The following is a 19984-nucleotide window of genomic DNA, read 5'->3' on the forward strand; positions in this document are numbered from 1 at the left end:
CATTTAATATAGACACAATTTAATTACACTTCCTGATTTATACTCCTAGTGTTGCTTTCATTTATTATTTTCTTTACTTTACGTTTTAAAACGATTTTTAAATCATTTTGATCATTCAAACCAACGTAGGAATTGGTTAAGACTAATCTTTCCTTGAATTTTGGAGGTAGATCATTTAATGATTTATCATCATCAATAATGATGAAATCTTCAAACTTGAGTTTATGAATTTTAATCCAATTAAATATCTCATTCTTTCTACTGATTTTGATATTGCTAGAACTAAAATCAGATTCACTTAAATCAATGTCCTTCAAATCCAAAATATTAAGATTTTTAAAATTCAAACCTCGTCTTTCAAATATTTCTTTCCATTCGGCAATACTATATTTAAATCTATGGGATGTAGAGAGGATTATTTTATCTTTAGTGGAATATACTGTTGCCTGAAGAATTTGAACGGCTTTTGGATTAAATTTATAAAAGCCGTCCTCTTCTAATTCCACTTTTCTCATTGGATTAGCATGAACCATCACTCCATCAATATCTAAAAAAATAATCATAATTTCTCCTCCCTTTTAAATTCCTTTAACCATTCTCCATCATCAATAAACTTTTGATTACCATTGCAGTCCCAATCCTTCGAAAGATCAATAACCAGACTTTTATACTCTACGGGTTCATCGGATCTTGAACTAGTCCATTGTACAACATCATAGCTAACTCCCGCCAGAAGATATGCCAAATATCTGTGATTTCCATCAACTACTATACCTTTTTCGGAGCAAACCTTAACATCCTTAAAGTAGTAATCCATTTTACACCTTCTATACATTCTCTCGATAATAGCAAAGCATAGACTTTTCTGAGCCGTCTTATATTCAAAAGAATGTTCTTTGATAAATTTTATGAAATTCTCTTTTGTTAGCTCTTTAATTTCTTCCAAGATTTCCTCTAATTAAAAATAAAAAATAGATCTTACTTTTCAACCTTAATATTGATTAAAGACCTTACATACATCGTATCTTGAAGTTTTCCCAAAAGCACGGTTATTTTAATTACATTTCGTTGACAATAAAACAATAATTGTTCAATAAACCCAGTTAATTAAATCAAATTTTTGCTTTAAAGATTTTCCTTGATTTGGGTGTACCGATGCAATATAAAATATATTACCCAATAACCATTCTCTATAATTAACTCTTTGCAGTCCCAATTTTTCCAGATGATGTTTAACACCGAATCGAACACAATTATGTACGTGCGTAGATATATTCTTACGATATCTTTTTGAAATAGAAAGGCCATTATTAATATTTAGGCCAGTAACAGTTTGCCTATTTTTTTTTGTCAGAAAGCGAGTTTTTTTTGTATTGACTCGGAAGCCAGATTCAGCTATAATCTTTATAATCTCTTTATAACTAATTTTAAGTTTTTCTGTGGAAGAAAAGGTAATATCATCACTATATCTTGAGTATCTAAATCCATTTTGCTTTGCATATGCATTTAATCTTAAATCCATATTCTTACAAGCCATATTAGACAATATAGGTGAAGTACTGGCTCCCTGTGGTAATACAAATTTACCTAACTTTCCATCAAATACACAACAAAATTCAGACATATATATAGAAACAGACTTTCCATAACCTAACCTTCTAAATATCTTATAGACGATCTTCGTATCAATATGATCATAGAAATCAGAAAGATCCATTTTAATTAATAATTGACTGTTCAGGTGTAAGGTAGCGTTATCTATTATTGATCTATTTTTACAGTAAGCCGTTACGTATGAAGGCATTTCTACTTTTCCAAGAATATGTTCTTTGATCCATTTATGGATGATCCTAAGATTTTCTGAAGGTATTCTTATATGTCTAAATCCATAACGTTTCTTTTTTAAAAATTTATTAAGGTATAATTGGTCCCTGTTTTGGTGTATTTTTATGATATTTTCATAATTCAAATTGGAAATTAAACAAAAATGCTTTAACGAAAACAAAATAGGAAGTCCTCGTCTTTCAAGATTCTTTGAATAAGAAACTATATCTTGAATAAAGATATCATCTCGACCAATATTTTTTGCTAAAACTTCAATTTTTTCAGATTCAGGGGTTGGTATGCTGTTACTCATTGTTAAATATTCGAAAACTACTAAATCAATAGAACTTATTATTTTAATAAGTCCCGTTTCTTGTCAATAGCACTATTGCACTATCGTTCACTATTTAGTGAAAAATACGCTAACAACATACCTTACCCTGAAAATTCTTTTGCAATATAATCTTTTTTCAGGGTAGTAGGTATTTTTTTATAATTTTTTGATTCTAAAATCTGAAAATTTATTTCTTTCAAAAACTCTAGTCCTTTTGCTGTCAAAGTTAAACCATTGTTTTCACTTATTAGTTTTTTATTTTTTCCGATTTCTAATATTAAATCGAAAGTTTGCAAGTCCATACCCAATAAAGTCATAATCCTAGGCTCAGCCCATTTTTTATCTATACAATAAATTATTCCGAATAACAAATAGTTAGTGAGTTGGAATTTCCCTTCAAACGATTGATCAAATGTTATGGAAAATTTATTATCTAAAGCCAACTTAGCCATTACCATTTTCTTTTCCTTTAATATATTGAACAGAATATCGTCAGTTGCGCCAAAAATTGGAAACCATTTAGCTTTATTAGACCATATTATTGGGAGTGTATTATTTGGCGTTGTATGAGCAAATGAAATAAATGCTTCGGAATTCTTGTAACCTAAGCTATACTTATTCCTTAAAGTAGTAAATAGCCCTTTTTTTTCAGCTACATTTTGACTAATAGCTTTATACTTCACTGTTATAAAATCATTTTCAAAAAATCTAGGAGATTTCCCAAAAATTGGATGATGCAAGTGGGCATGCATAGAAATCGAGTAATTCGAAGCTTTTAGATTTTCCAAACATTGTTTCATATAGAATAATCCATATGCTTCAGCACTATCAAGTGTCTTAACAAAAGATTTATTGGAATGCTTTCCATATTTACGAAGATCCTTAATTAAGGAATATCCCGTACCAAAAAAGTCATCATAAAATATAATCTTATCTCCTTTATAAAAGATTAATGTCTCTAGCAATGACTCATTTTCTAAAAAACTAATTTTTTTAATATCTTCTAATTCTTTAAAAGCATTTGTTTTTCTCAAATAGTATGCAATTAAGGAGGAACTTTTTCCATAATTCCCTATTGGTATCATGTAAATATGTAAATGGCTTTTTGATAATTCTAGAATTTCTCGCATAATAGAAGCACATTGAGATCGCACATCTTCCTGTGAAATGTATGTTAAAGATCCTAATAAATCTAAAGCGTATATCTTATTATCTTCATCAAAATTATTGATCCATTTTAAAATATGCTTTTTACTTCGAACTTGATCAAACTTATGTGATAGAGTTTCTATATCCTTATGAAAGACATCATCAAATTCTTTATCAATAGATTTCATATCTGGTTATTCAAAAATATTGACTTACCTCGTTAATAATTCCAAATGTATTAAAAGTCCCAAAGCTGGAGAATGTGTACGTGGTACATATGGTTTAAAATTAATAGTTTTAAAATCAGTTAATTCCAAATATGCCCGATGCACTTCTTTTAAATTCATGGACCATTTTTTACCTGTTGAAACTCGTAAAAAACTCATTACGTGATTTTCGGTAGATAGTACATTATACTTCTTTCCAGTCAAGCTTCCGAATTGATCAACAGAGCAAACCAAATAATAAAACTCTTCGTATGCTATTGTTGGATTGGTTTTATTAAATTTCATAATAATAATTGTTAATTATACTAGTTGATAATTGGCAGTTTAACACCAATCTTATAAAGATTATAATATGCCTCAATAGGTTGCTTCGTTTCATATATGTTTTCAAGAGACAAATCTACTTCTCCATCAATTATATCCGGATAAATTATTAGGCAGTTAATATTCCGGTCTTCATCAACCTTAAGTTTTAGCTTCTCTCTAACTCTATTTAAACGAGCATACCCTGCTACCTGCCGAATATCCTGATGTAAATGTCCTGTTTGATATATCAACTTATACTTTGCATCGATGACCATCTGATAGAGAGGGTGCGACACTAAAATATCGAGAGCATTTCCATAGGTACTGAATTGAAAATGTATTTCTTTTTTCCATTTAATATTATGCTCAATCATTTTGCTATATACATACAATTCGAATAATCGAGGCATATCAATCCAAAACGGAGGAGTATAAACTTTCTGATCCGATGTCTTAGTTATATTGTATGCGAAACGCCTCAAAATATAGCTACCTATTTTTAAGGCATCTTTATAATCTTTATAGAATGGGTTGTGTTTTATATTCTTTAAATCAGATTCTTGAATAGTGTTGGAAACCAATTCGAATGCAGGCCTACAATAGTAAATCGTCTCTTGGATTTGTTGAAGATTTTCCTTCAACAATAACTTGTGAGATTCTACATAACTAACAACAAAATCTAATACTTTCTTTAAAAAGCTATTTTCAGTGTGGTCGATATCGAATACTTGATATTCACAATATGTAGAAGTAAACTTATTCTTTAGTATATTTTGCTTAATATGTTGCCCAACCAAAACCTTCCCCTTAATGCGATTATTTAGATTTTCTTGTACTTTATAATAGCCTTTCTTCAGTCCCTTTCTTACAATCATTTTTAAAATCTGTAGAAAACGAACTATTAAAAATGGAGTCAGCTTATCATCTTTTTGCTCTATAGGTATTTGTTTTGAATCCCAGTCTATTTGTACCAAAGCCTCTAATTCTGAATTACTCTCGGAAGTGGATGTGACCTCCAGTAACATCTTCAGATAATCTAACTCAAAAACGCTATTTTGAGAATTTTGTTCAGTACTTTCGACTTCCTCGTCCTCTAACGCTTTAATAAATGAACTGATATTAGAATTATTTATTTTAGGTTCGACATAAATTGATCTATTTGTATGACCTAACCAGTCAACACCGATGCAGTAATCAGCCTTGAGCTCATAATAGCTTTCTTTCTTTTCAAAGACAAAACAATGACTGCTATTATTAAATCGCTTTGATATCACACTATCATAGCTCATAAAATCAGACGACAAGACAGTCAATCCTTCTAAAGAGGATTTAACATCTTCTTCCGACTCTGCAAGACGAATCCAGTACGATTTATGTTCCGATAAGCGAATGCCCATTACATAGAGGATTTTAGATCTTGAATAGCTTGTTGAATGCCGTCTCCAATCAATACGCCATCTTTCACATATTCTAATAAGATCGGCTTTATTTCATATTCCAAACGAATAAGCATAGAACCTCCCTCTTCAGATTTGTCAATAAAATATGAATGCCCCAACTGAACATCTTTCTTTTCAAACTCAGGGGAGAGATACTTATCAAAGAGTTTAGATACACCGTTAAACAATTCTGTATCAAATATGATCCCCTCTTCTTCAGATAAATCTTTCGGTATTATATCGACGAACGCAAAACGACGACGAATTGCATAGTCAATATGGCCAACGGAACGGTCTGCAGTATTCATTGTTCCAATAATATAAAGATTAGGAGGTAATACAAGTTTGTTTGCCCCATCAATTGCATACATACTTTCAACTGACTCCCCCCGGTATTCTAATGCATAAATCAATTCGCCTAAGACAGATGATAAATTAGCGCGGTTAATTTCATCTATGATAAGAACATAATTTTTAAGTTTTTCATTCTCTTGAGGAAGATCTGATTTATCGAATTTCTTCTTAAATTCATAATACTTTTCTACTACCTTATTGAAATAAGTCGCATGCTGTCTAGTTAGCTCCTCTAAACCTGATATCTTTTTTATGTCTTGTCTCTCCCCTGCTCCTGAAACTATGATTTTCTTTAATTCAGAGAACTTCATATTTAATCCCCTGTCATGAGCAACCCAATTATCACCTTTATACTTGAATCGAGTTTCATCTGCTGAAAATAAGTAAACGCGGTCTGTGATATTAAATTTGTGGTCCTCACTTTGGGCCATTTGCTCTTTAACTGAGTCTATAAAAGCGTTAAAAACATCCGTTTCGTCTGAACCTACATGATTCTCTTTAGAAGCCAAGTAATTATCTAAAGCTATTTGAGCAAACATACCGATGACCTTATTCTCCGCTTCATAAATAATTCCATCACCGCTTGGTTTCGCAACTATCCCGCGTACAAAATCTTCATAGGTATAACTTGGATGGAACTGGATGACTTTTACTTGATCCAATATCTTTTTTTCAACTTTTCTCTCATATATAATCTTCGCAATAACTTGTAAATAAGAAGAGTTGCCATGAGAATTCCATTTGTCTGTAGGATCCTCCCATCCCTTAGCATTTAGACAATCTATTACTTGTTTAAAATTTACTGTATATTCATTTGAAGCATTATCAGATTTTACCTTAAAATAATTCTGGCTTTCAGAAACACCTTTTATTAAAAATGGAACTTTGTCAGTTTTAGTTTTAAAATACTCACCCGCCATAATTAATGACATATCGGATTGATCAAAGCCGACGGATCCTATCAAATCTTTTGCTATTATCTTAGCTTCCCTTGTCTTTCCAGTTCCTGGAGGGCCCTGTAAAATGATCTGTTTTTTATATTTTAAAAGACCAACAATTTCATTATCTACTTTGTCCTTACCCATATCAGTACTTTCTACATGATTATTTTCATTAAAATATTCAAACAATTGCCAAGGGTAGGTAATCATATCATAGACATTCTCAAACTCGCCTTCTTTCAAGAAAAAATTTAAAACCTCATTACTACTTTCAAACCAGTTATTCTGTAAGGTTATATTTGCATTTAATACATTAGCATTCAAATATGAGATTAATGTATTTAGATTTCCATGATTAACAATAGTACATAAGAATTTTGGTTGTATAGATGCTATCAATCTATTCGTTGCAGCCCTCCTATCCTGAGTAGTATATTTTCGAATTATTTTCTTAAGTTTTTCATAATCATCGAACGGGGCTACGTCACTTGCTTCTGCTATTGTTTTCAAGATCGGGGATATTTCCCCCCAATTATTTTTAATAGAAACTTTCTCTTCAGAATTAAAATACCCCTGTCTTAAACTCGACACACATTGATCGTTAGATCTTTCAAAGAATTCGTAAAAAATATCCCTGTTCCATTCTGAGTAATCTAACCCCTTTTTAGCTTCTTCAACAAATTTAGGAACGAAATTTCTATAATTATCTCTCCAAGTATACCACACGTTAATATCGTTTAGATATTCTTTTAAACTCTTCTTTTTTAACATAATACTGAATGCAAAATCTTCTAATAAATCATTTTTACCTTTATTCCTCTTGTAAAGATTTGATGTTAGTCTCTATATTATTTTCACCAAAATATTTAAAGATATATGCAATAATATCTTTAGTTGGCATCCTGCTTCCGTTATATTCACATCAAATTTTGTACTGTTATTTCGAGGAGGCAACCATCTTCATTTTTCTCACAATATCCCACTTCTAGGAAACAAGCCGATACGGGAAGCCGTAATTAAATAACATTTACATTATATAGAATTCCTGCAGGTATATCCTATAATATGGCGACATTAAATTAATCAATATTTTTAAAAACGAAAAAATTTTTAATCATTTTGCCATTAAAACGATTGTTCAGAATTGTATTCTTTAAATTTAGAAAGAAACCTTCAGCGCAATAAAAACTTTAATCAGTAAACTAAATCAAACCATATAACTCTACAAAACAACATATTAACCTACAAAAACACTTATACTCTGTCACAACTTTTGTAAATATCTGTGACAAGAATCAAATAGATTATTTACTAAAAAACGCATCCTTCTACTTAACTTACTACTAACTTTTCAAGTAATAATTGGTTTTTAAATATTTAAAAGCTGTTATTAGCGATCTATCTCCTATTTCTTCTACTTAAATTACCTATTCTTTCTACTTAATTATTCTAATTGAGCCCCACTAACTTCGTTATCCCGGAGACATCTCGTTATTTTAAATAGATGATAAAAAAAGCCACATCTCACGACGTGGCCTTAAATAAACATATGATTCACTAGTGGTCTACCTTTTTATAATTGACAAACCACCAGTTATTGGATACTACTTATATGAATTGATCGATTTAGATACTTTCCAGTCATTACCCACACGCTCCAAAGTAACCAGATCAGTCTTGGTGAAGTTTTCAAATTTCAAAGTCACTTTAGCCACCATATAATCTGCCGATTCCTCGATGATATCAGTGCTTACTGTACAGTTTAGCTTTTCACCTTTTTGTTTTTTCAATAGTTTAACTATAGCTTCACGGCCGTGGGTTTGTGCATTTGTAGCTTGGATCTTTTGCTTAAAATCAGCGGCAAATAACTGCTCTACCCCTGCCGATTCTCCCACAGTGGTTACCGCTACATAGTGCTCTAAAGCAAAGTCTGCTGTAGAAAGGTTAACTTTTGATTTTGTTCCTTTTGCTCCAGGTCCTTCAGCTGCCATTCCAGGGTGGAAAGAAGCATCGTTAAAAGGTGTTACTGTTAATACAATTGCAGATAGCTATTTTGAAAATATATGGACAGTAGTTACAACAGGTACCCCTATAGTTTCATCAACATTTAATCTTGAAATCGGTGTTAGCGGAGATAGGCCCAGTACACAAGCATCACTAGTGGCGGCTGAGGCAGCCAATACTGCTATGAATAATATTTTAAAAAAGTATTCTTATAAAGCTGTTAAGAGACAAATGGAACTAGGAAAATTTCCCGTATATTTCATAGCGGAAATGGTATTGCAGATAAAAAAAATATATCCAGAAGCAACAGTATCTTCGAATCTAAGTGGCCGCACGGTCGCCAAAACACCAACGACAGGTTGTCAATAATTTATATATGGAAAAGATTAAGAACATAATTAGTAATTATTTTGATAAGGATTTCTTTTGGAAACACTATGAAAATGGATCTCCTAAATTAATAGATATCTATAAAAGGAGTGACAAATTCGAACAGGAAAATCCTGATCTTGTGAATAAAATTTTGGATAAGTTTCACAACGATTTCCCACAATATCAGATCAAGAGGTTTAGGCCTTTCATTAAAGAAGATCGTGGGATTAATTTTGAAATACGTATTGGAGCATCAGAGGTCTATGTGATCTGGGTAAGTATTTTTAACTTTTTTCTCGCCTGGAAATTAGGTAATGAAATTCCTTTTTCTTCGAAAACATATATTGAACAGGGTGAATCAAATATTATTGATTGTATTTATACAATGGTCGTCATTCCATTCATAGATGTTGAATGGTTACCACGGGAAATCGCTTATAAAGAGATAGAAGAATTTAACGGAGCCAATTATTCTGGTTATTTGGAGGACCATGAAATTTCTAACGAGCCAATTTTTATAGTCGATACATTAGCAAGAACCTGATATCAATTTTCAGGTTTATATCTAATTTTTCATATAATATTATATTCCAACTACTCATAGGAATATTGCCTATATATCCAAAAACGGGATTCCGTCAATCATATCTTTTGATCATGATCTGGGATTAAATTGGCGATATTTTTGAAAAAGGGGCTGGTGACCTGGGCTTATCAAAAATAGTGACAAGAGCGAAGCCTGAGAGAACAGCAGGCGAGCCAAACTCTAAAAGCGGTTGGATTTTGAATGTGCATGCAATGCTTATTCAAAAGACAAAAGAGTTTTTATGAAGTTGATAAATTTATAAAACATTAAGTATGACAAACAGCGAAGCTATAAATATGAAATTTTATGAAGTAAGGTTTCATATTTATAAAATTTGGCGTATCTTAATGGCATAAATTCCGAAACGGAATGCCATATTACCAAACCAATAAATAATGATATATATAAAACTTCCATTCTCTCTTTTGATAGTTTTCTTCACTATCAATATCGTAAAAGGGCAGCATATAGACAGTATAAGTGCTAGAGCTGAATACGGATCTAAAATTGAAGATGTCCGGATGTTAATGGATATTGATGATATCGATTATTATAAAGTTAGCTTTCTCCCCAAGAAGTTAAAGAAAAATTCATATCTGCTGATTAATAGTAAAGAATATTGGAAAGGAGTTGTTTTGAAAAATGATACTCTTCTCCAAAAAGAACTCGCAAAAGAGTATTTTAATTTTGAAAATGTAGATTCAACAACTATCTTATCCCTATTAACTAAACCAAAGGGGGATAGTGTGGCCTTTCACTATAAATTATTGGGAGCCGACTTCAAAGTGAATTATAAACGGATTCCTCGAGGCGATTACAGTCTAAGAGACGGTTTGGTGACAAATGAAAAGTTTAAGAACATTCCAATCAATAAAACGCTGCCTTTATTCATTTATTCTTTACCATATGAAGATCCAAAACGACCGGGATATTTATTTTATTGCGAATTAACAGCTTATGGAATTCCTCCCGAAAAATGGTGGGAAAAGTATAAAATCGAACATTTTATTGTCGTTGAAATGAAAATTGCTTCTGATTGATAACTATCAAATTGGTTTTTCCATTATAAGTCCCACTCACGAAACCCCAAAGTTTCAAGTGGGTGGGATGATTATAAGTGAGACACCAAAATTATTCAAGGGGGTATAAAAGTAAATAATCGTGTCTCACGAGACTGTAATCTGAACTGTCGTACATTTGAATAAATAAGATAGAAAGCGCATGGAATAAAGCCGATGAACTGTTGGTATAAAATACCGTCTGACACGTTCTGCTCCCATGCGTTTTTACATCTAAAAACTGAATAGTTCGGTAGGCTAAGAGCCTGTGTATGCGACGATAGTTTATTAGATGTGTAATTTTTGTTCAATCCTAAGGTTATGAAATTTATTGGAATCGACATTTCAAAAAGTACATTTGTAGCAGCTTACCCTCAGCTAAAAGGTTACCAAACCCACACGTACACGAATGACATAAAGGGGGTAAAAAAGTTCATTAGCTCTTTGTCCGTTGCGGATCACCAATGTGTGCTGGAGGCCACGGGAAACTATGGCACCTTATTGCTCTACATGCTCTGCGAGCAGAATATAGCAGCCAGCCTTGTCAATCCTAAACAGATCAAGCACTTTGCCAGAATGATGATGGCAGTTACCAAGACGGATGACGTTGATGCCAGACTGATAGCGTTATATGGAGAAAAGATGCACCCTCCCGTCTACAAGGTGCCAGCAGAAGCAGTTATCCTGATGAAGCACAAAAAAGTGGTTTTAAGACAGCTCAAGAAGCAATTAACGTCATTAACAAACCTTAGAGGCTCTTTTACTGTGCTTCCGCGGATAGATAAAAACAGTCTGAAGGCATTAGATAAAACAATAGCCTTTATAGAGAAACAGATTGGAGGCTTGGAAGCAGATATAGTCAACATCGCTAATGAGGAATTTAGTAAACAAATCAAGTCTCTGACTTCTGTCAAGGGCATAGGAATAACATTGGCTACTTCACTGATCATTTCCACTGCCGGCTTTACTCAGTTTGAAAATCCCAAGCAGCTATCCAGGTATATTGGAATTTGCCCTACTTATCAACAGTCGGGTACATCTATCAATATAAAAGGAACAATTAACAGAAATGGTGATTCTGACCTGCGCTCCTTACTTTACATTGCCTCGTGGTCTGCAATTCGTTATAATCAGGCTTGCCGGGAAACCTATCAGCGATTAAAAGCAAAGGGGAAGCCTTCCAAGGTAGCTCTAATAGCAGTTGCCAATAAATTAGTGAGGCAAGCATTTGCTATCTGTAAAGCAGAATAGATATACATTGATGGATATATCTCGAAGAAAGAAAAAACTTCGAATTTTTCTTGCATTTGAACATAGTTCGTGTCAGAGGAATAATTCAATATGATTATTTATATTCAATTATTCAAACGACACGGTCATGAAAGAAAAAGACCCATTTGATTTTTCGTTAGTGTTTGTTTTTAAAGGAACTCAAGAGGGCTTCGCCGTTTTGAACGCTTCAAGGCAGAAGCCATGCAGGGTCTTTACGAAGGTAAAAGTTTGTCTCCCAATAATGGCGTCCTTGCGCCGTCAATGAAGCATCTGTTGGAATCGATGATGGATGGTGAGCTAAAGAATCATCTGAACGAAGAAAAAGCGTCAGGTAATAGCAACCGTTGAAATAGCAAGACAAAAAAGACTGCCCGAGGTCTCAATACCGGAACATTTGAGCTAGAAACAGGCCCTGATAGATCCGGCACGTTTGAGCCGAAAGTAGTACATAAAAGACAATTAATCATCACTGAACAGCTTCAGGGACACGTATTGAGAATGTATGCCAAAGGAATGAACGCATGTCGCGTAGTTTTTCAACTGTCTGATTGTTCATTTTCTTGATTTTTGTTTATTATTCATATGCGGAAGCACCGCGTATATTGCTGTGAAAAGGTATATGTGGTTTTTGGGGCTCAAGCTCATTCACAGATAAAAGCAGCCTGTCCATATTGTTTTTCAGGATATTCTTTATCCGTAGATAGGAGCAGCTATCTGTATCCAATGCTCTTTTACACGCATTGTTCAGACGCCCGGATCCATAGGCTCGGTGCAGGTGGATAATTCCAAGGGAGCGTTTATAGTTTATTTCGGGATAATCATGGGAAGCAAGTATCTTTTCGATGCATGCCAGGACATATTCCCCATGTGGCAGCGCTTTTTTTCTAAAGAACTCAGGGCTCCATTCCGAATAGAACTTATGTGTGCTGCTCAGGTGATCTGCGTTGGTGATGTAGCTGCCTTTGGTCAGATTGCGCGGGTGTAGCGCAATTCTTTCATGATTATAAAAGATCTCAATACGACTTCTGGTGTAATGGATCATTGTTTCCTTTCCGATATACCGGTATGGAACACTATAATAACACTTCTCGGGAGAAAAGTATACGTAACCCATTTTCTGTACTTTGGCCCTTTTGTAATCTTTCAGTTCATATGTATCAGCGGGAAGGGCTTTGAGATATTCTCGTTCAATACTCTGGAAGAGCTCGATACGGCTCGATTCTTTTCGTTTGAACAATAGATTGTTATAACGCTCCAGTAGTACTGCAATTTCTCTATTGAGATCTTCCAGCGAGAAGAAAGTCATTTCTCGTAATAGGTAATAGATACGCTGATAGGCCAGATGCACCGCATTCTCAACCATCGCTTTGTCCTGTGGAGCGTAACTACGAGTCGGGTTGATGACACAGTTATAATGGCGGGCAAAGTCATTGAAGCTACGGTTGATGTCCGCTTCGTATCTGCTCGATCTATTGACCGCGGACTTTAGATTGTCGGACACTATCGTATTCCACATTTTTGATGCTGTCCCAAATCCGCACAAGACGCATCTTCTTATCTCCGTACCGAGCTGCTGAGACGCCATCTAAGGCAATAACTTGATCTTCAATCACCCCTGCTTCTTTCAGTTCATCGTTTTGCCAAGACTTCAATACCGTATATTTCATATTGGATTTGCTCCTTGTTACGAAAAAGCAGCCAGTGCTGTCCAAAACGTTCATCCAGGCGTAATCGACATAACCCCGATCCACCACTACCACACATCCTTTGGGAAAGCATAGGGTCTTTGCCAGGGTGGATTCATGTGTTTTGCCATCGGTAATATGCACGAAGCTAGGCATACAACCATCGTAATCCAGTATCGTATGCAGCTTCACAGCACCTTTGGCACTTCGGAACTTTGCCCAATCAAACACTGACAGGCAAAGCGGGATCACAGTGGCATCCATCAACAGCACTTTGCGTTTCAGCACCCGCAGTTCTGAGCGAAGATACGTCTGCTTCTGCCAGAGTTTGTCCAATAACTCCACATACAGGTCTTGAAACAACACGTGTTCACGATGCGCATTCATGTAGGACAGATTGGACTTGCTGGGCACCCTGATGATACCCATGTAGCGCATATTGCCCGTTGTACTCCGCAAACCGTTACTGATGTCTCTAACCGAATCTGCAGACGATAAATGGCAGAAAAGCATGCTTACCAAATGTGTCCAGCTGTTGATACCTTTATGGTGCTTGTCTGAATTATGCTTGCGCACCAAAAAATTGAAACGCTCGCGGTCGATAAGCGAGAGAATCTGAGAAAATACGTTTATATTTACCATGGGGGTGATCTGTTTTAGCAAACTAAATATAGCATTCCCTGCTATATCATTCACCACCACTTTTTAAATCACATTTAGGACGCTAATGGTATAATATAAAACAAAAGTGAGTTGGAATAATATGGATGTGTAATCCATCGGGTAATATCCCCTATTCTATTAGAAAGTGTATGGCTATTAGGCCTTTTCTTAAGTAATGAGTAAAGATTGTTCTTCAAGCTGGATAAAACTATTTGTATATTCACTCCATAAGTCTAAATAATAACTGGAATCACAAATCATATCAAAAAAATGAAAATTCAAGAACTGTTACTATTGACAAATAACATATCGGAGACAAAATTATTTTACTCGCAAAAAATTGGTTTTGATATAGTTAAAGAAACAAAAAAAAGTATCTCATTTATCGTTGGAACTTCAAAATTGACTTTCGAATTAACAGATATCAAGCACAGTCCAAAATACCATTTCGCTTTCAATATTCCTTCAAACAAAATAGAAGAAGCATTGGAATGGATATTACAAAAAACAAATTTAATTTTTGCAGAGAATTCATATGTAACGGAATTTGATAACTGGAGAGCAAAAGCAATCTATTTTTTTGATAATAATAAAAACATTTTGGAGCTTATAAGTAGAAGTGATTTAAACAACAATAATGACAATCCTTTTTCGATAGAGCAGATTTTAAATATTAATGAAATAGGGCTTGTTACAGACATGCCTATTCAAACTGGGAATGAGATAATTCATCAAAAGGAAATTGATTTTTTTATGAAAGGCCCCCGAAAAGATGATTTTGTTGCTGTTGGTTGTGATGACGCTTTATTTGTTATTTCAAGTCCTAACAGAAATTGGTACCCAACTCAAGAAAAAGCAGAAAAATGGAAAGTTAGAGCAACTATAAACATTGCTAACAAAGAATATGAATTGGAGTATAATTAATTTTAAATTTTTATATCTCAATATATTAAGCAACCTTTTTAATAGAAATCCATTTCACGCTCATTTTTAATTAATTATTCATCGCTCGCCGTCCTGCGAGTTGAACGAGGATCGTTGAAGAAAAGTGCAAAGCACTATTCAACGATATCTATGAAATAGACGAAGCTTCCTGGCGATATTTTTGAAAAAGGGCTTGTGACTTGGGCTTATCAAAAATATTAATAAGACTAGCGTGTTACATAAATATAATGTCATAAATTTTTGACAATTAATTTTTATTATGTGAATAACGTCTCTACACTTTGTGTAACATTATTTAAATTATTTGTATTAGTATATTTTATTTAAATATGTTTGGTCATCAACAATATTGCGCAAACTTTTCTACAGGGCTAAAAAGTGTATCTATCTGTATTTTACAGTCACTATTAGAATCATAATTATACTAGTGCCAGCGTCATCAGGTGTGTAGACTAGAGATTTGTTTATTTGAAAATTATACATTAAACTTGTTATATAGTTAAGTACAAGAGTTGATTAAGTGATTAATGTGTCCTCTAAATACATACTTATTACTATGTTAAACCTTTTACAGGACACAGTAGTTTAATAAGTGGATTAAATTAATAACATACACAAGAAGAAGAAAATGCAACGCGCAATGAAAACCAAAACAACACCAAAAGGGGTTAGATTGAATTGGACTTCTGTTAAGGAGGTAAAAACTGTGACTGTTGAAAAATTAAACATTAAAGGGTCAAAAGTTTTTTCAGAAGTTACTTCTGGTCAAAGATCTACATGTGATTTTAATTCTAAAAATTTCTTAATTCCTTAATATTGGACTTTAATTTCCCAGGGTATGAATTAAAATTCATACAAAAGAAAAACATAAAAGATGGTTCCGATCATCTTTTTTCGTATATATACAAGTTCTATTCACCTAAAACAAAACTGAATTATGTACTATTAGCAGACTGTCATACGCACGATTTTTTCTCGATTAAGTTTTATCCAAAATGCTATAAAAAAACAGATAAAAAATATTCTTTGATAACTAATAAAGGAGATATCGGAAATGTTTTAATAACATGTTTAAACGTGATCCCGATTTTACTTACTGAACATCCAACTGGATCTTTTGGATTTGCAGGCGCTAGAACGTATGATAAAGCATCTAAAACAATTGAACCTCTAGAAAGTAATCAACGATACAAAACCTACACATATATTGCACAGAGAAAAATCGGTACATTAACATTTGAACACTTTGAATACCCTGAAATTAGTGGATATATGTTAATAAATAAATTATGTAGTTTAGGAATAACAGAGCAGGAAAGAGTAATAAGAGAAATGCTAGGAAATACATATAATGAATTACCTATGCCATAGCTTTACAATCCATCATCAAAGATTCCTTTAAGCAAGCTTCAGCGCCAGACAAAAAATAACAATGTACGGGTTTCCATATAATTGATTAATCGAGCAAAAATAGATCTATAGCACCAGTCTAAATACGCCGATCACCTGAAGATCTACCGTCTCCTCATCTTTCAGTACAATGGGACTATAGGAGTCATCTGAAGACTTGGGTAGGAGAATAATTTCCTGATGTTGCCAGCCCTCTTCCGTAATGGTCTTTTTACTAGAATATTCTTTAATGGTATAATTGGCTCCAAAATCGCGATCTTCAAAACTACTGGATCCAACCAAACAGATAAGGCCATTTCTGGAACCTCCCTGATAGCGCTCAAATAAACAGATCGAACCATTGGGAATAATCTTATTCATAGATTCCCCGACCACTTTACAGGCAAAATAACGTTGTGGATCTTGATAGCGTTCTTCAACGTCAACATACTGCAAAGTCTCACTTTGCTGCAATTCGGAAAAATTACCTGCTGCAACCGCTAAATCATAAAAAGGTACACTATGGGCGCAAGGAACAGCACTGATCAACACCCCATCCTCTTGTTCTGCACCTTGTTTCTGCTGTCGTTTGATAAACTGCGAAAGGTATGCTCTAAGATTATCATTACAGACGTAGACATAGGTTCCCCGGATCCCTCGAAATAGGATTGTACGGTAGATATTGAGGATATAATTTTTAAGAACTTTAGGATCGCTAATGGAGTTCTTCCCATTTTTATCTTTGTATCTATCTTTATGGACAACGAAGCTCTTGGTCGTAAAGTCATAATCCAACTCTGGGCCGATGATCAACCCGGTATAGTTAAGATCATAACCTTGGGTGGTATGGATACAGCCGACCTCATTGATTGCATTGGGCGAATTGACCCAATCTACATCCGTACTATTCCATTGCAGCTGACTCTCTCCAATAACAATATCGTTGAGCGTGCGGTCATTTTTGGAAATCCATTCCCATGCAAATCCCGCCACCATACGGCATAATCCTTCTTGCTCATTTTTACTCTTGATCGTAGCGACCATTTCATCAAGATCGTCAAAAAGCTTAAAATCATAATGGACACTTTCGAAAAGTTTGGCTGGCATCGCTGCTCCATCTTTAAAGATCCCATGGATAAGATCCATATAGGGTGCCCCGCCCCTGACGCGAAATTGTGAACGCAAGCGCTCAATACGGGTACTGCTTTTGAGCTGGAGATCGATAAATCGCTGTGCGTTGACATCCGACGGCTTAATAGACTGAAACTCGTCGTAGAATATAATGGAACGGTCGGCTTGCTGTTCGATCCAATCCAGTTCAGAACAAGTCAGTTCATCAAATCCCAATTGCTGGGATGCCTTTCGGAAAGTACCATAATAGGCTGCTAGATTTTTCCATTGCCGCAGCCGGTGCCCTTCGTCCACAATCAGGAGATCGTATTTTCTCTTGGCCACCTCCGCAGGACCAATAACCATCTTGGGAGATAAACCTTTGATATTTTTAAATACTTTGGAAATCGTTTTACGAAAGGATTGCATGGGTATGACCAACCCTATGTCGAGCTCCCCATATTTATTGCGAACGGCCTCCACAAGCTCAAACAGCTCCTCGTCGGACTCGTCAAAATCGGCTCTGTTAAAATCTTTCAGATCGGTTTTGAGCAATTTAAATAAAAAGATGGCTAAGATAGACTTTCCGGTACCTGCCCCGCCATGGATCAGACTGACTTTAGCCTGATCATCCAGCAGGCAGTTGAGGATCATCTTCAGCCCATTGGTCTGTTCACGCGAGAGAGTTTTGTAGGGCGAATATTTGAACAGGTCGGAATTATCGATATATTCTAAGGAATGCCGGGCGATGCCAAGTGACCGCAACTCGGACCAGATATCACGAAACAGCTCCCAGTAAATTTCCTTCTGCTGATAAAATTTGTGATCAGATAGGCCTAAGTTGCCATTTAATAAGTTAAACTGGCCATCTGCCGCAATGTAGCGGATCAGGTTGGATTCTAAATCCAATGTGGCAGACTTGTTGAAGAGATCGCTTAATATCAAGGATACAGATTTGAGCTGTTGCTTATTTTCTGTTTTGAGATGAGCTTTCATACGGGTGACCATATCGGTGGTCTCGCCAACGTAGGCCTCTTGTGTATTCTGCAGAAAATAGACGATTGGCCAGGAAAGGTAATCGCGCTGCTGATGAGCCAAGGTAAACTCCAATTGGGAATCGAACGGATAGGGAATGATCTGAAACTGCTTGGGCATTAGAGTTCGTTATATTTTTTTGCAGATCCTTTGGCTTTTTCTACGGGATATTTTTCGTTGTTAAGTTTCATCTTGTCCTCGACGATCTGCTTGATATCAAGTCCATGCTTATCGGCAAGCAATAAGGCATACATCAGCACATCGGCTAGCTCATTCTTCAGCTTATCAGGACTGGCATCTTCATTTCCCTTCCACAGGAAAAGCTCCAGAAGCTCCGAAGCTTCAATGCTCAATGCCAACGCAAGATCCTTGGAATTGTGAAACTGCTCCCAATCTCTTGCATCTCTGAATGCTCTGATCTGTGTTATTAACTGCTGAATATCCGACATGATAAAATCTTTTACCTAAAAACTGGCCTTTGCCCAAATATCCGAAATATTGTTTAGGAATGAAAGCAAAAAGCCACATCTCTCGATGTGGCTCTACAACATATATATTTATTTGAAATCGCTCCTATTTATACGAATTGATTGATTTGGATACTTTCCAATCATTACCTACACGCTCCAAAGTAACCAGATCAGTCTTGGTGAAGTTTTCAAATTTCAAAGTCACTTTAGCCACCATATAGTCTGCTGATTCTTCAAGGATGTCTGTGTTTACTGTACAGTTCAGCTTCTCTCCTTTTTGCTTTTTCAAAGATTTAACGACTTCGCTACGGCTGTTAGACTGCGCATTTGTAGCTTGGATCTTTTGATTAAAATCATCAGCGAATAACTGCTCTACTCCTGCTGATTCTCCTTCAGTCGTTACCGCAACATAGTGATCCAAAGCCAAGTCTGCTGTGGAAAGGTTAACTTTTGCTTTTGTTGCTTTTGCTCCAGGTCCTTCAGCTGCCATAGCGAAAGTTGATACTGCGATTAGAGCTGCTGCTGCGAATGTTTTTACTAATGCTTTCATAATGTCTTTATTTTATTGTGTTAGTTCTGTTGTTCTTATTTGTTGACTCAAAACTACGACACAATAGGCCCATAGCCTATCGACTTTAGACCAACGATCGGGAAAACTCGGTGAATGGCGGGAATGGGGAGGTGAAAATTTACCTTTTCAAATATTTTCAATTTTGATTTTGCACTAGTTGAGTTCAACTACTTTTTTATATAATTCATAACTAATCTTTAAATCTTGTCGAATCCCTTTGCCTCTTTCATAACAATCTGCCCAGTTATTA

General features: G+C 34.9%; 20 protein-coding genes and 1 pseudogene. 8 read left to right on the forward strand and 13 right to left on the reverse strand.

Translation table 11 applies throughout. From position 1 onward, the window contains the following. Positions 1-23 precede the first annotated feature (23 nt). From J2X77_RS08450 to J2X77_RS08485, 8 genes are all read right to left on the reverse strand, one after another. Positions 24-563 carry an HAD domain-containing protein gene (locus J2X77_RS08450; RefSeq protein WP_310080224.1) on the reverse strand — a complete coding sequence of 180 codons (540 nt, stop codon included), beginning with the start codon at positions 561-563 and terminating at the stop codon, positions 24-26. Next, positions 560-946 (reverse strand): hypothetical protein, encoded by a 387-nt coding sequence (locus J2X77_RS08455; protein WP_310080226.1) that lies wholly within the window; start codon positions 944-946, stop codon positions 560-562. The genes J2X77_RS08450 and J2X77_RS08455 overlap by 4 nt, the downstream gene beginning before the upstream one ends. A gap of 144 nt (positions 947-1090) precedes the next feature. After that, the gene (locus J2X77_RS08460; RefSeq protein ID WP_310080228.1) at positions 1091-2137 is read right to left on the reverse strand and encodes a reverse transcriptase family protein; all 1047 of its coding nucleotides are present in this window, start codon (positions 2135-2137) and stop codon (positions 1091-1093) included. A gap of 122 nt (positions 2138-2259) precedes the next feature. Then, positions 2260-3495 (reverse strand): hypothetical protein, encoded by a 1236-nt coding sequence (locus J2X77_RS08465; RefSeq protein ID WP_310080230.1) that lies wholly within the window; start codon positions 3493-3495, stop codon positions 2260-2262. 24 nt (positions 3496-3519) lie between these two features. Continuing rightward, complete coding sequence (locus J2X77_RS08470) at positions 3520-3819, reverse strand: hypothetical protein (protein ID WP_310080231.1); 300 nt, start codon at positions 3817-3819, stop codon at positions 3520-3522. A 20-nt stretch (positions 3820-3839) separates the two neighbouring features. Continuing rightward, positions 3840-5237 carry a 5-methylcytosine restriction system specificity protein McrC gene (locus J2X77_RS08475; RefSeq protein WP_310080233.1) on the reverse strand — a complete coding sequence of 466 codons (1398 nt, stop codon included), beginning with the start codon at positions 5235-5237 and terminating at the stop codon, positions 3840-3842. Continuing rightward, positions 5237-7345 (reverse strand): AAA family ATPase, encoded by a 2109-nt coding sequence (locus J2X77_RS08480; protein WP_310080235.1) that lies wholly within the window; start codon positions 7343-7345, stop codon positions 5237-5239. Before J2X77_RS08480 ends, J2X77_RS08475 begins: the two co-directional genes overlap by 1 nt. Positions 7346-8178: 833 nt before the next feature. Beyond that, entirely contained in the window at positions 8179-8565 is a 387-nt protein-coding gene (locus J2X77_RS08485) for a nuclear transport factor 2 family protein (protein ID WP_310080237.1), read from the reverse strand. Between the two features lie 389 nt (positions 8566-8954). On the opposite strand from J2X77_RS08485, the gene J2X77_RS08490 reads away from it, so the two are divergent. The 5 genes and pseudogenes from J2X77_RS08490 to J2X77_RS23725 all read left to right on the forward strand — a co-directional run. Further along, complete coding sequence (locus J2X77_RS08490) at positions 8955-9494, forward strand: hypothetical protein (protein ID WP_310080239.1); 540 nt, start codon at positions 8955-8957, stop codon at positions 9492-9494. A 437-nt stretch (positions 9495-9931) separates the two neighbouring features. Then, a complete protein-coding gene (locus J2X77_RS08495) occupies positions 9932-10576 on the forward strand; it encodes a hypothetical protein (protein WP_310080241.1) in 645 nt (214 codons plus the stop codon). A gap of 339 nt (positions 10577-10915) precedes the next feature. Beyond that, positions 10916-11845, forward strand: a complete 930-nt coding sequence (locus J2X77_RS08500) for an IS110 family transposase (protein WP_310080243.1) — start codon at positions 10916-10918, stop codon at positions 11843-11845. A 222-nt stretch (positions 11846-12067) separates the two neighbouring features. Then, complete coding sequence (locus J2X77_RS08505) at positions 12068-12214, forward strand: hypothetical protein (RefSeq protein ID WP_310080246.1); 147 nt, start codon at positions 12068-12070, stop codon at positions 12212-12214. 93 nt (positions 12215-12307) lie between these two features. Then, a pseudogene (locus J2X77_RS23725) lies at positions 12308-12430 on the forward strand (hypothetical protein); the annotation flags it as partial. Between the two features lie 10 nt (positions 12431-12440). Here J2X77_RS23725 and J2X77_RS08510 read toward each other — a convergent pair. Continuing rightward, positions 12441-13382 (reverse strand): Mu transposase domain-containing protein, encoded by a 942-nt coding sequence (locus J2X77_RS08510; RefSeq protein WP_310080248.1) that lies wholly within the window; start codon positions 13380-13382, stop codon positions 12441-12443. Continuing rightward, positions 13336-14193: an IS4 family transposase gene (locus J2X77_RS08515; protein WP_310080250.1), complete on the reverse strand. Its 858-nt coding sequence runs from the start codon at positions 14191-14193 to the stop codon at positions 13336-13338. The genes J2X77_RS08510 and J2X77_RS08515 overlap by 47 nt, the downstream gene beginning before the upstream one ends. Positions 14194-14484: 291 nt before the next feature. On the opposite strand from J2X77_RS08515, the gene J2X77_RS08520 reads away from it, so the two are divergent. The 3 genes from J2X77_RS08520 (at position 14485) to J2X77_RS08530 (ending at position 16530) form a co-directional block, all read left to right on the forward strand. Then, positions 14485-15138 carry a hypothetical protein gene (locus tag J2X77_RS08520; RefSeq protein ID WP_310080252.1) on the forward strand — a complete coding sequence of 218 codons (654 nt, stop codon included), beginning with the start codon at positions 14485-14487 and terminating at the stop codon, positions 15136-15138. Positions 15139-15799: 661 nt separating this feature from the next. Further along, positions 15800-15973, forward strand: a complete 174-nt coding sequence (locus J2X77_RS08525; RefSeq protein ID WP_209576318.1) for a hypothetical protein — start codon at positions 15800-15802, stop codon at positions 15971-15973. A gap of 212 nt (positions 15974-16185) precedes the next feature. Continuing rightward, complete coding sequence (locus J2X77_RS08530; RefSeq protein WP_310080254.1) at positions 16186-16530, forward strand: hypothetical protein; 345 nt, start codon at positions 16186-16188, stop codon at positions 16528-16530. Between the two features lie 105 nt (positions 16531-16635). On the opposite strand, the gene J2X77_RS08535 is transcribed toward J2X77_RS08530, so the two are convergent. The 3 genes from J2X77_RS08535 to J2X77_RS08545 form a co-directional block, all read right to left on the reverse strand. After that, on the reverse strand, positions 16636-18813 hold the full coding sequence (locus tag J2X77_RS08535) for a DNA/RNA helicase domain-containing protein (RefSeq protein WP_310080256.1): 2178 nt from the start codon (positions 18811-18813) through the stop codon (positions 16636-16638). After that, the gene (locus J2X77_RS08540; protein WP_209576325.1) at positions 18813-19142 is read right to left on the reverse strand and encodes a nucleotide pyrophosphohydrolase; all 330 of its coding nucleotides are present in this window, start codon (positions 19140-19142) and stop codon (positions 18813-18815) included. Before J2X77_RS08540 ends, J2X77_RS08535 begins: the two co-directional genes overlap by 1 nt. 124 nt (positions 19143-19266) lie before the next feature. After that, on the reverse strand, positions 19267-19713 hold the full coding sequence (locus tag J2X77_RS08545; protein ID WP_209576327.1) for a nuclear transport factor 2 family protein: 447 nt from the start codon (positions 19711-19713) through the stop codon (positions 19267-19269). Between the last annotated feature and the right edge of the window lie 271 nt (positions 19714-19984).

Source organism: Sphingobacterium sp. 2149, from assembly GCF_031455655.1.
Lineage (GTDB): Bacteria > Bacteroidota > Bacteroidia > Sphingobacteriales > Sphingobacteriaceae > Sphingobacterium.

Excerpts from the sequence above, each read along its gene's own strand:
- J2X77_RS08450 (WP_310080224.1), bottom strand. The coding sequence starts at position 563 with ATGATTATTTTTTTAGATATTGATGGAGTGATGGTTCATGCTAATCCA.
- J2X77_RS08460 (WP_310080228.1), bottom strand. The coding sequence starts at position 2,137 with ATGAGTAACAGCATACCAACCCCTGAATCTGAAAAAATTGAAGTTTTA.
- J2X77_RS08465 (WP_310080230.1), bottom strand. The coding sequence starts at position 3,495 with ATGAAATCTATTGATAAAGAATTTGATGATGTCTTTCATAAGGATATA.
- J2X77_RS08470 (WP_310080231.1), bottom strand. The coding sequence starts at position 3,819 with ATGAAATTTAATAAAACCAATCCAACAATAGCATACGAAGAGTTTTAT.
- J2X77_RS08475 (WP_310080233.1), bottom strand. The coding sequence starts at position 5,237 with ATGGGCATTCGCTTATCGGAACATAAATCGTACTGGATTCGTCTTGCA.
- J2X77_RS08480 (WP_310080235.1), bottom strand. The coding sequence starts at position 7,345 with ATGTTAAAAAAGAAGAGTTTAAAAGAATATCTAAACGATATTAACGTG.
- J2X77_RS08485 (WP_310080237.1), bottom strand. The coding sequence starts at position 8,565 with ATGGCAGCTGAAGGACCTGGAGCAAAAGGAACAAAATCAAAAGTTAAC.
- J2X77_RS08490 (WP_310080239.1), top strand. The coding sequence starts at position 8,955 with ATGGAAAAGATTAAGAACATAATTAGTAATTATTTTGATAAGGATTTC.
- J2X77_RS08495 (WP_310080241.1), top strand. The coding sequence starts at position 9,932 with ATGATATATATAAAACTTCCATTCTCTCTTTTGATAGTTTTCTTCACT.
- J2X77_RS08500 (WP_310080243.1), top strand. The coding sequence starts at position 10,916 with ATGAAATTTATTGGAATCGACATTTCAAAAAGTACATTTGTAGCAGCT.
- J2X77_RS08505 (WP_310080246.1), top strand. The coding sequence starts at position 12,068 with ATGCAGGGTCTTTACGAAGGTAAAAGTTTGTCTCCCAATAATGGCGTC.
- J2X77_RS08510 (WP_310080248.1), bottom strand. The coding sequence starts at position 13,382 with ATGTGGAATACGATAGTGTCCGACAATCTAAAGTCCGCGGTCAATAGA.
- J2X77_RS08515 (WP_310080250.1), bottom strand. The coding sequence starts at position 14,193 with ATGGTAAATATAAACGTATTTTCTCAGATTCTCTCGCTTATCGACCGC.
- J2X77_RS08520 (WP_310080252.1), top strand. The coding sequence starts at position 14,485 with ATGAAAATTCAAGAACTGTTACTATTGACAAATAACATATCGGAGACA.
- J2X77_RS08525 (WP_209576318.1), top strand. The coding sequence starts at position 15,800 with ATGAAAACCAAAACAACACCAAAAGGGGTTAGATTGAATTGGACTTCT.
- J2X77_RS08535 (WP_310080256.1), bottom strand. The coding sequence starts at position 18,813 with ATGCCCAAGCAGTTTCAGATCATTCCCTATCCGTTCGATTCCCAATTG.
- J2X77_RS08540 (WP_209576325.1), bottom strand. The coding sequence starts at position 19,142 with ATGTCGGATATTCAGCAGTTAATAACACAGATCAGAGCATTCAGAGAT.
- J2X77_RS08545 (WP_209576327.1), bottom strand. The coding sequence starts at position 19,713 with ATGAAAGCATTAGTAAAAACATTCGCAGCAGCAGCTCTAATCGCAGTA.